A 14,603-nucleotide genomic window follows, 5' to 3' on the forward strand; every position below is an offset into this window, starting at 1 on the left:
TTATTGGAGATTGTATTTTAGATCTGTAATCTCTACTGTAAGCCAATGAAAATCACCCTTTTCAAATTTCCATAACACCTTACTTTTATTGGGGATTTTCAGACCATTAAATAACTTGTATTCTTCCATGTGTATTAACCACTTTTCTTCTTTGGAATCTGTACTTCCACCATAATATCGATTGGCTTCAAATGACAGTAAATCACCTTTTTCAGTAAAAGAAAATATACCTGAAACTGACTGCTCTTTGTAAGTAAGTGTGGCTTTAGCCCTATTATTATCCATCTCTTGCCACGATATATGCTCACTCAATGCAGCAGACGGAAACCAACACATCTCACTTAAAAAACGAATCATTGCTCCAGAGTTAATTTTTGGGTTTTCTTTTTCGTTTACAACTGGAAATAAACTTGCCAATTTAATAAGCATTGCTCCTTCTCCATCAATAAGTTTATCTCGCCCTGCTAAATTAATAAATGGCATGGCCTTTACATTAGTACACCACACAAAAGAAGCATTATTTATATTAAAATATTGCTTGGCCTCAAAGCTCATCCACTTACCTTCGGACGATGTTTTCATTTGCCCTCTTTGTTCTAAATAGGCTGTTTCGGTTTTCTCGCGCCCCAAAACGCCTGAAGTGCTTAGCCATTTTCTAACAATATGTGGTAGAGCTTCAAGATTATTTTCAGTTATAATTTTAGAATCGTTTATTCCTTCGTTTTTTAAAAGCGCTGTAACCTCTTTGTCAACCATGTTCTGAAACTGATTATTTCCCAAAGCAGAAAGACTGACTAGAAGGATTATAATATTAGCAATAGTACCAAACTTGGCGTCTTGCCAAGCCATAATTATTAAGATTTGAGAAAGAATTATTGCTAAAAAAGCAATATAAAACCATTTTTTATTAGTTAGATATAGAACTAATGAAACTGTGAAAAGTATAAAAGTTATGAGCCATAACGACCCAATGGGTTTTGAAATACCTAATACTTGCTGCCTTATATCAGTTAAATAAAAGGCTTTTACAAAACCCATTAGATGAATTAAACCATGGACAATTAATAATATGGCAATAGCATGTCTCATTTATTCACTTTAGAATGTTTTTAAAATACCAACCCCAAAAGAAATATAATTGAGGTCAACATCAGATTTAATATCGCCAAACTCAATATCTCTAGACAATGCTCTATATCCTATTTGAGGGCGTACATGCCATGTCTCTAAAAATGTATAGTCGATACCAACGCCAAACTCATAACCCAAACCGTGCCCTGTGTCTTCAAAAATATTGCCATCTTTATCCTCAAACTCAAGATGATTATAAATACCACCAGCTCTTATTACATAGGAAAATTTGGACTCATCGGAAAACGGGTGAAAAAATTGAAGTCCAAAAGAGTAACCTGTCATATCTACATCATTGTCGAATTCAGTAAGGTTTGAAGTAGTCTTGAATGTATTATAGCCCCAACCTACATAAGCCCCAAGGTGTTCCGTAAAACTGTAAGAAACAGCAACTTCAAAACCAAAACCAGTTTTAGGTTCTATTTCTCCAATATCTTTTGTTGGAAAATCTAGATTTGGCCTAAATTCTACTGCCCAATCATTTTGAGAAAAAGCGTTAGTTGTAATTACTAAAAACAACACGCTTACTAAATTAAATCTTGAACATTTCATGATATTATATTTTAAATTAATACTCGTTATTAAACGTTGCCTAAAGTATTATTTACGTTATATCTGCACAATGACGCAAATCATTTTAGATTACTTATTTTCAAATATTTGAAAACCAACAAACCAGCATTTAGGATTAAAAATTCTAACCTTTATTATAATAAACTGTACTCATATTTTAAGTATTGCTATGATCAGGATTTAAATAAAAAAACTGGATAGATCAGCATTGATCTACCCAGTTTTTAAATTCAGATTTTATAATGAAAATCTTTAATTAGCCATAGCTTCGTGATGTTTATAATCAGCAAATTTTTCAATTAAATCTGGCACTTTTTCAAAAGCAGCAGAAAGACCATGAGCTTTACCAGCTTCGATAAAAGAAATTTCATTTTCTCTTGTTACTAAAAATCCTAAAGGCTCTATTCCTACACCTGCACCAGCTCCCATACCTTCTCCTTTTTTTCCTTTAGTCTCTGTGCCTTCTCCTCCACCAGAACCAAATCCCATGCCTACCTTTATTACTGGCACACACTTAAATTCTCCTAGTTGAAACTCTTTACCAATTACAGTATCTGCATTAGCTTCCGTTTTCATAAAATCTGTCACTTGTCCTAATAATTCTTCTAAATGTAGTTCCATAATTTGATGTTTTAAATGTTAAAAAATGATTTAATAATGCGTATTGGTCTATTCTCAACAGCCAATACTAATGCGTTTTGACCTTTGTAATTAATATGAAACCCACCAAACTGGTAGTTTAAAAAAGCAAATACTGGATACAATTTTGAGTTTGTAATACAATCACCTGTATCTATGTTCATATAAAACTTCTGCACTTTGAAGGATCTCATTATTTTTACTACTGTTCTAAAACTTAATTTCTTTATTTTTTTATCAACCTTTCCTGCTTTTCTTATTTCTGATTTCTTTTCTTTTTTGGCTTTTAATGGATGGATGTAAAATTTTAAAAAGAATAGCTTTAGTTTTATTATAAAAATCTCTTTATCATCTTTAATCACATCAGCCCTAGCGACACCTTTCATTTGAACATAATATTGATCATTACTTGTGTCTACAACCAAAACCATTGGCACTAACAATAGGTATATAATTAATGATAAAAACAGTAGTATGGTAATGGTTAACAACATGTTTTAAGTTTTAACCAAAGGAAAGGAAATCATTGATCTAGCACAATGATATTCATCAACTTAGAAGCGTTTCTTTACACTTTTACACTTCACAACAATTGTAAATAGCAATCTCATCAAGAAATATTTCTTATTAATTTATCCTAGCTCTTTTCGTAGAATATTTTTAAAACGTGTCGCACTGATATAATGATCCTCTAAAAGCTTACCATTATGAAGCAAATTGAAAACACCAAAACCAGAAGGAGCTTTTTTTGCCTGTTCTACAGTTTCAATTTTGCTCAGCTTTAAATCAATACCAAAATCCAAAGCTGTATTAAAAAGATCAAAAGCAGATTTTTCGTGCCATGGACATTGGTCTGCATAAACCAAGTGCCAGCCTTGATATTGTTTTTGGTGTTCAGTCCAATCTATAAGCTTGGGATGATTTGCATTTTTATCCCATTTTTTAGATAGTAATTCAAAACGCCCTCTATTATCTACTTCTATAAAATCATGCTTCTCAAATATGGTTCTGTTAGCAATCCAAGAGCCATCACTTGTCATTACACAAACACCAGACATGTTGAGCTGTTTGGCAACTTTTTCTGCTTCATCAATGAGTAATTTACCAAAACCAAGGTTTCTATCTTTTTTGGAGTACACATACATACAATGGATAAAAAGGAAATTATCACCTTCAACAGGTCTCCAAGCTTTGGATATTGGCACAAACTCGATGAAACCAATCATTTTATCGGTTTCATTTTTTAAAATCTTAAGCCGTAACCCTTCATCATAACGCTTCATAAACCATTTACGCTTACTTTCAAAACCTGGTTTTTTAATATCCTTTATACAGAATAAGGTTTCTTGGTTTACATTTTTTGGTGTTACATCTATGATTTTAAGAGATTCCTTATTACTCATAATATTTTACTGAGAAGATTCTAATTTTCTTATTGACCAAGAGTTGTTATCACTCTTTACAGCTATTAGCTTATCAGAGATAAACTTTGCATCAATCTTAGGTGGAACTCTAATGTAATCTTTAGATAAGGTTACATGCGTTGGTTTTTCAGAAAGGTACATTATTGCTTCGCCATTGATGTTTATGACATTTTTTGTGTAACAATAGTCTATCATCTGTTTATCTAAAACGTCATTATTTCCAATAACATTTTTATGTAATTGTAAAACAATGGCCATTCCGTTATTAAAACTTGTTGCATTTAAAAATTGAGGCTCAATGATTGTATTACCAACCTTATCAATAAAACCAAAGTAAGATATACCTTCTTCTTTTTTTACAATAAGACATCTACCTGAATTAAAAATAGGGTAGCTCTCATCACCAAAACGATTTAAGACAACATCATTTCTATAGTCAACAACTATGTTACCTGTCTCATCAATAAAAGCCCATTCTCCTCTCTTTTCAATAGCTGCTAGTCCATCATAAAATGGTGAAATAAAATCAATATTTTTTATATCTTGGGATATTACAGTTAATGGTAACATCATAAAAACAACAAGAACTACTATCAACTTTTTCATGATTATTTGCTTTAAAGATTAACTCTATAAAGCTAATATTGAGGAAGGTATTATAAAATGATTTTGGTCAATCTTACGAGTTAAAACCAAAGTATTTATTGTGGTAATTTCTTAAACTCAAGGCTCAGTTTTGCCATAAAGTTTAGTTCAGATTTATTGATTTTGGCGAATGCATAAGCAATCTCATTACCAGTCTTAAGGATAAGTTTTTTTAATTCTTCTGTAAACAATTTAGGATTTCTGTGTAGAAAATCAATAAAAACTGAAAAACTATCTTGGGCAGACATGTTTTCTTTTTGCAATGCATTAAACTGATTTTTTATCAGCTCTCTTTCTGCTTCAGTAAGATGATGCCATCGCTTTTTTAGACTTTGAGATAATTTTACGTATTCCTCAAAAGACAAGTTATCATCTGCCTTGGCAATGGCATAAAACACATATCCTAAATGTATTAAAAAGTCCTTATTCATCTTAATAAAAATCAGCAATAAACTAAGGTATTTAAATCTTACGAGATAAAGAATGATATTGATCATTATCATAAAATAATCGCTTTTAATTACGTATCTTTAAAGGATACACTAATCACTTGTTTGGTATGATTAAACAAGACCAAGAAATATTCAATATTCTTCTAGATGCCATCTCTGAAGCTGTTATTATTGTTGACGAAAAGCAGCATATCATGGAAGCAAATGGTATGGTAGAAACTATTTTTGGTTACAGCAAAGACGAAATCAAAGGCAAGTCAATAGAGGTTCTTATTCCCACAAAATTCCGTAAAGTACATAGTGAAAATGTAGAACGCTTTATAGAAGAATATCAGCGCAGCAAAATGGGTAAGACCACAGATGTTTATGGCCTAAAAAAAGATGGCAATGTTATACCAATAGAAGTAGAGCTCAACCCATACAGCATATACAACAAAACCTATGTTATGGCTTTGGTTAAGGACATCTCTAAACAAAAAGAGAGCGAATTTAACTTTATGCTTAGAACCAAGGCCTTAGATTCTGCAAATAATGGAATTGTAATTACCGATGCTTTAAAACCAGATAATCCTATCATCTATCACAATGCAGCTTTTGAAAAGCTGACAGGTTTTACTAAGGAAGAAATTTTAAATAAAAACTGTAGATTTCTTCAAGGCGACGATAGAGACCAAAAAGCATTAGCCAAGATAAGAAAGGCCATCAAAAATGGTGAAAGTTGTCTTGCAACACTTAGAAATTACAAAAAAGATGGTACTATATTTTATAATGATTTATACATCACTCCTATAACAAATAGAAGAGGTATTGTAACCCATTTTATTGGTGTACAAAATGACGTAACTGAGCGCGTAAGAGCCGAAGAAGAAAAAAATCATTTAGCTACAATTTTTAATGAGTCTTTAAATGAAATTTATGTTTTTGATGCTGAAACGCTCCACTTTATAAATGCAAACAGAGGTGCATTAAAAAATATAGGTTACTCTTTAGATGAGCTAAAATCCATGACTCCAGTAGATTTAAAACTAGGTACAGACGAAGCAACTTTTAGAAAAAAATACATTAATAAACTTCTAAAGAAGCAGGAAGAGCAGATAGATTTTGAAACTATTCATGTTAGAAAAGATAGTACGTCCTATCCTGTAATGGTACATTTACAGCTTTCTCTATTGAAAGATAAAAAAGTTTTTGTTGCTATAATTGTTGATATTACTGAGCAAAAAAACTATACCATAAAGCTAGAAAAAACAGTACAAGAAAGAACACTGCAACTACAAGAAGCATTAAGCAAAGAGAAAGAACTCAACGAGTTAAAAACAAAATTCTTGTCGCTTGTATCCCATGAATTTAAAACACCTTTGAGTGGTATAGCGACATCTTTAATGCTCTTAGAAAAGTACAAACTAACTGAGGAGCAACCAAAACGAGATAAACACTTGGCTATCTTAAAAGATAAAGTAAATTACCTAAACACCATATTAAATGACTTTTTATCTATCGAAAGATTAGAAACTGGCACATATAACTACTCGTTTTCAGACTTTAGGTTAAGCAAAGTAATCAATGAAGTAATTTATAGTTCTAACATGCTTTTAAAAGAAGGACAACGTATTAACTACCCAAACGATATCGATGGTATGTCAATGTATCAAGATGAAAGGATTATTGAAATCATCTTATCTAATATTTTACAAAATGCAGTAAAATATTCTCGTGAAAATTCAAAAATAGATATCAGAATTCACCAAGATAAAAACAATACTGTTTTTGAAATCGAAGACCAAGGCATTGGTATACCACAAAAAGAATTAAAAAATATTTTCACGCGCTATTACAGAGCCGAAAATGTGCTCAACTTACAAGGAACAGGAATTGGTCTTAGCATTGTAAAAACACATCTCGATAATTTGGGAGGAAGTATAAAAATTGAAAGTTTAGAGAACAAAGGAACATTAGTAACACTAAAAATCCCAAACAAGGCAAAGCATGACTAAAGTTTTACTTATAGAAGACGATTCGGTTTTAAGAGAAAACATAGCTGAGCTTTTAGAGCTTTCAGACTTTGAGGTCCTTACTGCTCCAAATGGAAAACTTGGCTTAAAATCTATAAACATTAATATACCAGACATTATAGTTTGTGATATAATGATGCCAGAACTCGATGGTTATGAAGTCTTAAATGAGGTAACCAAAAACAACAAGACAAAACATATTCCTTTTATCTTTCTATCTGCAAAAACAGAACACCAAGATGTTAGAAAAGGTATGAATCTTGGTGCAGATGATTACATTACTAAACCTTTTACCGAAGATGAGTTGGTAAGTGCCATTAAAAGCAGATTAGCTAAAGCCAGTATCCTTAAGGAGAAAGAACAAGATAACGTTCATAATTACTCTGAAAAGGATGAACTAATCAACCTCAATGACTTAAAGAACTTCTTTGACGATTATGGCAATGAGTTTACATTTAACAAAGGAGATATCATTTATAGAGAAGGCGACCATTCTAATTTTATTTATCTCATTACCAAAGGTGCTGTAAAATGCCATAAATTAGATACTAAAGGCAAAGAACTAGCTACAAGTTTGTACAAAGAAGATGATTTGTTTGGTTATACATCTTTTACCCATAATTTACCACATAAAGAAACCGCTACAGCTATAAAAAAGACCAAATTGGTTGGCTTATCAATATTACAATTGTCAGAAATTTTAAAGAATAACAATAAACTAGCCATTGCATTAATTGATCATCTAACAGACGATTTGTCTCAGTTTAAGAATCAGTTATTAGAAATGGCTTACAGTTCTGTGAATAAAAAAACAGCCAATACTATTCTTCAGTTTGCTGAAAGAATAAATCGCAGACCAAATGACCCAATAAAAATATCTAGAAATGACCTGGCAAGTGTTGCTGGTATCGCTACAGAAACCTTTATCAGGACTTTAACCAATTTTAAAAATCAAGGATTAATTAAATCTGAAGGAAGAAACATCGTCGTTTTGGATATTGATGGGCTCAAAAAAATTAAATAGCTACACTTATCTAAAATGATTCTAATCATTTTATAAATCGGTTTTAGCGCCTACTTTTAAAATATTAAATTATTCATATCATGAAAAATGTGCTTTTACCGACGGATTTTTCTGAGAACTCTTGGAATGCAATTAAGTATGCCATTCATTTTTTTGATACAATTGAATGTGATTTTTACTTACTACATGTTAACAGTTTAAACAACTTTATTCCTTTAAACGAATCGATGACGTACGATTCTTACTATCTTGAAGATACATATACAAAACCTATTAAGAATAAATTACGTGGTTTACTAAAACGTATATCAAAACTTAATATTAACAATAAAAAACATAAGTTCTTCACACTTACCGATAATGGTTTTTTTATTGAAACTATATCTAAAACTATAAGAGAAAAGCAGATAGATCTTATAGTTATGGGTACCAAGGGAGCTACTGGTCTAAAAAAAATTATACTCGGTACAAATACAGCTGATGTTATTACCAAAGTAAAATGTAACACCTTAGCTGTACCAGAAAATGCCACGTTTGTTTCGCCAAAGGAAATTGCATTTCCGACTGATTTAAATTTAGGGTATAATCTAAATATTCTCCATCCATTAAGCGAAATTATAGATCAATTTAATACCTCTGTAAGGTTTCTTCACATTAATAAAGACAGAACTAAGCTTACAGCCGATCAAGAACAACATAAAACCCTATTAGAAGACTATTTTAACAATACTGAAAGTAGCTTTCACTACTTATCCAATAAAAAAATAGAAGATGCTGTTCAGTGTTTTGTTGAAAGTAGGGACATAGATCTTATCTGTATGGTAGCAAAGAACCTCAACTATTTTCAACAAATATTCTTTCACAGTAGAGTTGAAAAAATAAGCTATCATATAAATAAACCACTATTGGTCTTACACGAAAAAAATTAATAAAACCATGGAAAATTCACTATTCTTTACAAAATTTTGGGGCTGGTATCTTATAATTTTCTTTTTCATTTTAAGCTTTAATCCCAAACGCATAAAGCAGATTTTTAATAATCTAAAAGATGAAAAGTTTTTAATCCTAGCAGCTTTTATTTGTATAACCTTGGGACTAACGACAGTAATCTTACATAACTATTGGGAATTAAACTACAAACTAGTTATTACATTAATAGGATGGTCATTTCTGTTTTCTGGCTTAGCACTCTTTATTTTTCCAAATAAAACCGTGTCGTGGTTGATACTCACAAACGTTAAAATGGTGCAACTCATTTATATGCTTTTATTTTTAGTGGGTTTATTTTTATTAAATATCGTTTATAAAGTAATTCCATATTAGCCAAAATTGATATTTATCATTTTATAAAGTTAAAAGGTTATTTATGTTTATCGTGTGATATTAAAACATAGGGAAATTTAAAATCACATGCTATTAATCACGGAAAAAGCCAGAACAACCTCTGGCTTTTTTTGGCACATGGGTTCTCAATAATTTTGTACCAAAACTGATATTCCTCATTTTGTAAAACAGGGGCAATAGTTACATTTATTCTGTTACAATAAAAGCGCAGAAATTCTTAGTAAAAGCATTCATATTTTATTAAGGGCTTATGAATGTAAAAAAAGTGTTTAATGCTTTGGTTGAATAAAAAGCGATCCATTATAATTCTTTGTAGTCAGAGGAATTTAGGGTTATTTGAAATAAGAGGTGAATTATAGAATTAAACACTTTACGGAAACAGGAAGTTAATGCTTCCTGTTTCTTTTTACCTTTATCCTTATAAAAAATGTATGATAAATGTCATTGTAAAATGGCGCTAAACGCCTTAGCTTTAAAGAGCTATAAAACGATTTATCATGAGAAATATTCTAATTCCTACGGACTTTTCCGAAAATGCAATGAATGCCTTGAAATATGCCTGCGAGTTGTTTAAATACGATAAGAGCAGATTTTTTATAATGCATGCTTACCAAGATGAAATTTTTGAAGACGAAGAACGCATTAAGACGGAAACTCTTGTAAAAGTTACACAAAACGTTGCAGAGAAATCGCAATCAAATCTCGATAAAATCTTAAAAGAAATAAAGGATATTTCTCCAAATCCAAGACATAGCTATTCTACTATTTCTTCTAATAATATGTTAGTAGATGAGGCAGACAAGATTGTAGACGAAGAAAATATAGACATTATTGTTATGGGCACTCGTGGCAACACTAACGACAGAAAGTTGACCTTTGGCAGCCACACATTACAAGTTTTAAGATACGTACAATGTCCCGTTTTAGCCATACCAGAGCACTATGTTGGCATTCAACCAAGACATATTCTCTTTCCTACCAATTACCTAATCCCTTATAAAAGAAGAGAGCTAAAATTACTTTGCGAACTAGCAGCACCATACAGAGCCGTCATAGATATGCTTTATGTTTCAGAAAGTGACAAACTATCCATGAGACAACAAAACAATCAAAGCTTTGTTAGGGATGAGTTATGTAAAAATAAAATCAATTTTAAGACGGTTAAAGACCAAAGTATTACAGATGCGATTTGTAATTACGTAGATGAAAATAATGTAGATATGTTAGTCATGGTTAATACGCGACATTCATTTTTCGAAAATATATTCTTTAAGTCTAAACTCGATGAAATTACGCTGAGAATAGACATTCCGTTTTTGGCGCTGCAAAACATTAGACGTTATTAATTTTTAAAAAATCTATCGTCATGAAAAAAATACTTTTACCAACGGATTTCTCTGATAATGCCTGGAATGCCATTGCATACGCATTACAATTGTATAAAAACACAAAATGTAATTTCATTTTATTAAATACCTATACACCTATTGTTTATCAGGTAGAATTTATGCAATACAGTACACCTCAGTTTCAACTTATGGAAACGGTTAAGGAAACCAGCAAAAAAAGACTGCAAGAATTAGTTGAAAAAATAGAAACCGAGTTTCCTAATCCTAATCATCAATTTACAACCATTTCGTCATTTAACACACTTACAGGAGAGATCAGCGAATTGTACGAAGGTAACGTTATGGATCTTATAATTATGGGAACCAAAGGTGCATCTGGTGTTAAGGAAGTTTTGTTTGGTTCTAACACCATGCACGTACTTAACAATGCTAAATGTCCTGTAATTGCAATTCCTAGCGATTTTAATTTTGAAAAACCACACGAACTCTTGTTTCCTTCAGACTATGAAATAGATTTTAAAGATGAACACATACAACCACTCATAGACATTGCAACTCTTTACAACATTCGTATTAATATTATGCATGTGTACTATGGTGAAGCCTTAACAGATAAACAAGAAAAAAATAGGCAAAAACTAGAAACAAAGTTTAAAGGTGTTGCGCACCTATTTCATAATATCAAAAACCAAAATATACCAAAAGCTATTACAGAATTTCAAATAAAAACAAAAATCAACCTATTGGTGATGATTAACAATAAGCATTCATTTTTTGAAAATCTATTCTTTAAATCCAACATAAAACATATCGGTTTTCATCTTAATGTTCCGTTTATGGTTATTCCATCACAGATATAATTAAGACTGATTTTTATCATTTCAAAATATAAAAGTTTGCTATAACTTTTACTAATAAACTAAAGCTACTCGCTATGAAAAAAATACTATTACCTACGGATTTTTCGGACAATGCTTGGTGTGCCGCTGTTTATGCGCTTAAGCTTTACGAGAAAGAAGAATGTAAATTCTATTTTCTGCATTCATGTAAAATGAAAGCCTCTACAATGTCTAATATTTCAAACAAATTGCTGCGAACTATTGCAGATAATGCAAAGCAAGATTTATTAGAACTTAAAAACACGGCAGAAAAGACAAACGATAACCTTAACCATAGTTTTGAAACCTTACTAAGTGTTGATGCCATGGATGATGCCATTGATATGGCATCGGAAAAATATAATATAGATCTTATTATAATGGGAACCAAAGGTGCTACGGGAGCCAAAGAAATCTTTATGGGTAGTAATACCGTAAAAATCATTAAACATGTAAAATCCTGTCCTATCCTTTTGATTCCTCATGAATATGATTTTAAAGCACCGAAACAAATAGCGTTTCCAACAGATTTTAATCGATTTTATGGTGAAGAGTTGCTAGCTCTTAAAAACCTTTCAAAGCTTCACGATTCTAAGATTAGAATATTACATATTAACGAAGAGAAAAACCTTAGCCATCAGCAAGACTACAATCTGGCAATGCTAAAAGCTTATCTAGAAGATAATCCGCATAGTTTTCATTGGATGCCAGATTATACAAAGAAAGAAAATGCTATAAAGGACTTTATAGAAGAGCTAAACATAGACATTTTAGTAATGATAAACTATGAACACAGTTTTATAGAAAGCATTATAAATGAACCTGTAATAAAAAAGATAGGCTTTCATGCTACAATTCCGTTTTTTGTAATTCCGTCCTCAGCTTAGTAAACGATTAACTCAAAACACAACAACTTAAAACAAAGCATCATGAGGCATAAGATATTATTACCAACAGACTTTTCGGACAATGCTTGGCATGCTATAGATTATGCTACCGAGCTATACAAAAATGAGCCCACAGATTTTTATATCCTCAATGTATTTTCTGCTACTGGAAATTTAGTTGAAAGTTTAATGAAACCACAAACCGGAAGCGAGATATATGAGTCTAAAAAATGGGACTCTGAAAACGGATTGGCCAAAGTTTTAGATAAACTGGTTTTGAGTAAAAAAAAGAATCCAAAACATCATTTCAAAACAGTATCAATGTTTAACAACACTATTGATGCCATTAAAGACATCGTAGATAAAAAGGATATTGAAATGATCATTATGGGTACTAAAGGCGAAACACACTCTGGAGCTACTGCCTTTGGTAGTACAGCAATTTATGTAATGGAAAAGGTTCGTAATTGCCCTGTAATTGTAGTACCAATGAAAGCTGAAATAAAGCTACCTAAAGAAATTGTTTTTCCAACAGGTTTTGAAGTGCCATACAAACGCAGAGAGTTGGTTTACCTTACTGATATTGCTAAAAAGTCTGAAGCTTCAATCATTATATTGCATGTAAAAGAGCAAGATGAATTAGATGACAATCAAAAAGAAAATAAAGCACTTCTAGAAGAAATATTAGAAGATACGTCATTTGAGAATCGTACATTATCGTACAATTCGGTAATTGCTGCAATTAATGTATTTGTAGAAAGTAGAGATAGTGATATGGTAGCCTTTATAAATAAAAAACATAAGTTTTTTGGAAGCATACTTTCTAATCCATTGGTTAAGGAAATATCATTTCATCTCAATGTCCCAATTTTAGCTATGCACGACCTCAGAAATTAAAAATACACCATCATGAAGTATACAGGAGTTTGGATAGACAAAGACAAGGCACACATCGTAACGATAGACAATGGAAAAGAAAGTTTCTCAACCATATCGTCCGAAATTGAACATTTTAAAGCCAAGGGAGGATCTGGTCAGCGATTTAAAAGTGGACCACAAGATGTTACAAAGGACAGTAAGTTTTTAGAACGCGAAAAACAACAATTTAAAAAGTATTTCAAAAATATTGTCGAGGAAATAAAAGATACCGATTCATTAGTCATTTTTGGACCTGCTGGCACAAATGAAAAGTTCAAAAAAGAATTAGACAAAAACTATAATGCACTAAACACAAAAGTAAAGGATGTTGTAAAAACTGATAGCATGACCAACAATCAGATAATCGCTTGGGTTCGTGATTATTTTAAGTTGAATTAGTTTCCAACAAATTTTATTAGTCAGTAAAGCTGCCAGAGCCAATCATGTTTTGGCAGCTTTTTTAAATGAATAAAAATGGAAAACGAAAGCATAATTATAACCAAATCATCAGGTGATAGAGTAAAATTTTCACTTAATAAGTTACGTTCTTCCTTAAAACGAACTGGTGCGGATAAAGAGACTATAGACCAGATCATAGATAAAGTTAGAGACGAGCTTTACCAAGGTATTTCTACCAAAGAAATATATAATAGAGCATTTGCTTTACTAAAGAAAAAGAAAAGCCATTACGCCTCAAAATACAAACTCAAAAAGGCAATTTATGAGTTAGGACCAACAGGTTTTCCTTTTGAACGATTTGTTGGTGCGATTTTAAAATATTCTGGCTGTAAAGTAAAAATTGGTGAAATTTTACAAGGCAAATGTGTAACACACGAGATTGATGTTGTTGCACACAAAGACAACGAAACTACAATCATTGAATGTAAATTTCATGGTGAACAAGGCATTAATTGTAATGTAAAAATACCTTTATACATTAACTCGCGCTACCAAGATGTTAAAGCACATTGGAATGCGAATGCCAAAAATGGAACTATACTAACCAAAGGTTGGGTTGTTACTAATACAAGATTTTCAGAAGATGCCATACAATACAGTAAGTGTTGTGGGCTCTATTTATTAAGTTGGGATTATCCTGAAAACGACGGATTAAAAGACCGTATTGACCGTTTAGGATTATATCCTATTACGGTCTCTACATTACTTTCTGACAGAGAAAAACAATTTTTGTTAAGTAGAAATGTGGTTTTATGCAGAGAGCTGACACACGATAAATTCTACCTAGATCATTTAGGAATTTCTGATGCCAGAAAAGATAAAATACTAAAAGAAATCGCAGATCTCTGTACAATTAAAACTGAATAGA

At 31.5% G+C, this 14,603-nt stretch carries 17 protein-coding genes; 10 read left to right on the top strand and 7 right to left on the bottom strand.

Translation table 11 applies throughout. The annotated features are described in order from the left end of the window. The 7 genes from FC091_RS05140 to FC091_RS05170 form a co-directional block, all read right to left on the bottom strand. Complete coding sequence (locus FC091_RS05140; RefSeq protein ID WP_138433203.1) at nt 1-1,089, bottom strand: DUF6544 family protein; 1,089 nt, start codon at nt 1,087-1,089, stop codon at nt 1-3. Nucleotides 1,090-1,098: 9 nt separating this feature from the next. Next, complete coding sequence (locus tag FC091_RS05145; protein WP_246035802.1) at nt 1,099-1,683, bottom strand: outer membrane beta-barrel protein; 585 nt, start codon at nt 1,681-1,683, stop codon at nt 1,099-1,101. A 273-nt stretch (nt 1,684-1,956) separates the two neighbouring features. Further along, on the bottom strand, nt 1,957-2,325 hold the full coding sequence (locus tag FC091_RS05150) for a GerW family sporulation protein (protein ID WP_138433204.1): 369 nt from the start codon (nt 2,323-2,325) through the stop codon (nt 1,957-1,959). An 11-nt stretch (nt 2,326-2,336) separates the two neighbouring features. Next, complete coding sequence (locus tag FC091_RS05155) at nt 2,337-2,837, bottom strand: hypothetical protein (protein ID WP_138433205.1); 501 nt, start codon at nt 2,835-2,837, stop codon at nt 2,337-2,339. A gap of 138 nt (nt 2,838-2,975) precedes the next feature. After that, nucleotides 2,976-3,746, bottom strand: coding sequence for a GNAT family N-acetyltransferase (locus tag FC091_RS05160; protein ID WP_138433206.1), 771 nt, complete (start codon nt 3,744-3,746; stop codon nt 2,976-2,978). Between the two features lie 6 nt (nt 3,747-3,752). Then, nucleotides 3,753-4,373, bottom strand: coding sequence for a WG repeat-containing protein (locus FC091_RS05165; protein ID WP_138433207.1), 621 nt, complete (start codon nt 4,371-4,373; stop codon nt 3,753-3,755). A 95-nt stretch (nt 4,374-4,468) separates the two neighbouring features. Beyond that, the gene (locus tag FC091_RS05170) at nt 4,469-4,843 is read right to left on the bottom strand and encodes a tellurite resistance TerB family protein (RefSeq protein WP_171032469.1); all 375 of its coding nucleotides are present in this window, start codon (nt 4,841-4,843) and stop codon (nt 4,469-4,471) included. A 128-nt stretch (nt 4,844-4,971) separates the two neighbouring features. On the opposite strand from FC091_RS05170, the gene FC091_RS05175 reads away from it, so the two are divergent. The 10 genes from FC091_RS05175 (at nt 4,972) to FC091_RS05220 (ending at nt 14,602) form a co-directional block, all read left to right on the top strand. After that, entirely contained in the window at nt 4,972-6,858 is a 1,887-nt protein-coding gene (locus tag FC091_RS05175; protein WP_138433209.1) for a sensor histidine kinase, read from the top strand. Continuing rightward, on the top strand, nt 6,851-7,900 hold the full coding sequence (locus FC091_RS05180) for a response regulator (protein ID WP_138433210.1): 1,050 nt from the start codon (nt 6,851-6,853) through the stop codon (nt 7,898-7,900). The genes FC091_RS05175 and FC091_RS05180 overlap by 8 nt, the downstream gene beginning before the upstream one ends. An 80-nt stretch (nt 7,901-7,980) precedes the next feature. Beyond that, nucleotides 7,981-8,829, top strand: coding sequence for a universal stress protein (locus FC091_RS05185; RefSeq protein ID WP_138433211.1), 849 nt, complete (start codon nt 7,981-7,983; stop codon nt 8,827-8,829). 7 nt (nt 8,830-8,836) lie between these two features. Then, nucleotides 8,837-9,223, top strand: a complete 387-nt coding sequence (locus tag FC091_RS05190) for a hypothetical protein (RefSeq protein WP_138433212.1) — start codon at nt 8,837-8,839, stop codon at nt 9,221-9,223. 518 nt (nt 9,224-9,741) lie between these two features. Beyond that, nucleotides 9,742-10,590: a universal stress protein gene (locus tag FC091_RS05195; RefSeq protein WP_138433213.1), complete on the top strand. Its 849-nt coding sequence runs from the start codon at nt 9,742-9,744 to the stop codon at nt 10,588-10,590. Between the two features lie 20 nt (nt 10,591-10,610). Next, nucleotides 10,611-11,453 (top strand): universal stress protein, encoded by an 843-nt coding sequence (locus FC091_RS05200; protein WP_138433214.1) that lies wholly within the window; start codon nt 10,611-10,613, stop codon nt 11,451-11,453. 74 nt (nt 11,454-11,527) lie between these two features. Then, nucleotides 11,528-12,358 (top strand): universal stress protein, encoded by an 831-nt coding sequence (locus tag FC091_RS05205; RefSeq protein ID WP_138433215.1) that lies wholly within the window; start codon nt 11,528-11,530, stop codon nt 12,356-12,358. 42 nt (nt 12,359-12,400) lie between these two features. Next, nucleotides 12,401-13,255 (top strand): universal stress protein, encoded by an 855-nt coding sequence (locus FC091_RS05210; RefSeq protein WP_138433216.1) that lies wholly within the window; start codon nt 12,401-12,403, stop codon nt 13,253-13,255. A gap of 12 nt (nt 13,256-13,267) precedes the next feature. Beyond that, complete coding sequence (locus FC091_RS05215) at nt 13,268-13,675, top strand: hypothetical protein (RefSeq protein WP_138433217.1); 408 nt, start codon at nt 13,268-13,270, stop codon at nt 13,673-13,675. Nucleotides 13,676-13,750: 75 nt separating this feature from the next. Next, on the top strand, nt 13,751-14,602 hold the full coding sequence (locus FC091_RS05220) for an ATP cone domain-containing protein (protein ID WP_138433218.1): 852 nt from the start codon (nt 13,751-13,753) through the stop codon (nt 14,600-14,602). Nucleotide 14,603 lies beyond the last annotated feature (1 nt).

The sequence above is a fragment of the Winogradskyella algicola genome (assembly GCF_005869935.1).
In the GTDB taxonomy this organism is placed as follows: Bacteria; Bacteroidota; Bacteroidia; order Flavobacteriales; family Flavobacteriaceae; genus Winogradskyella; species Winogradskyella algicola.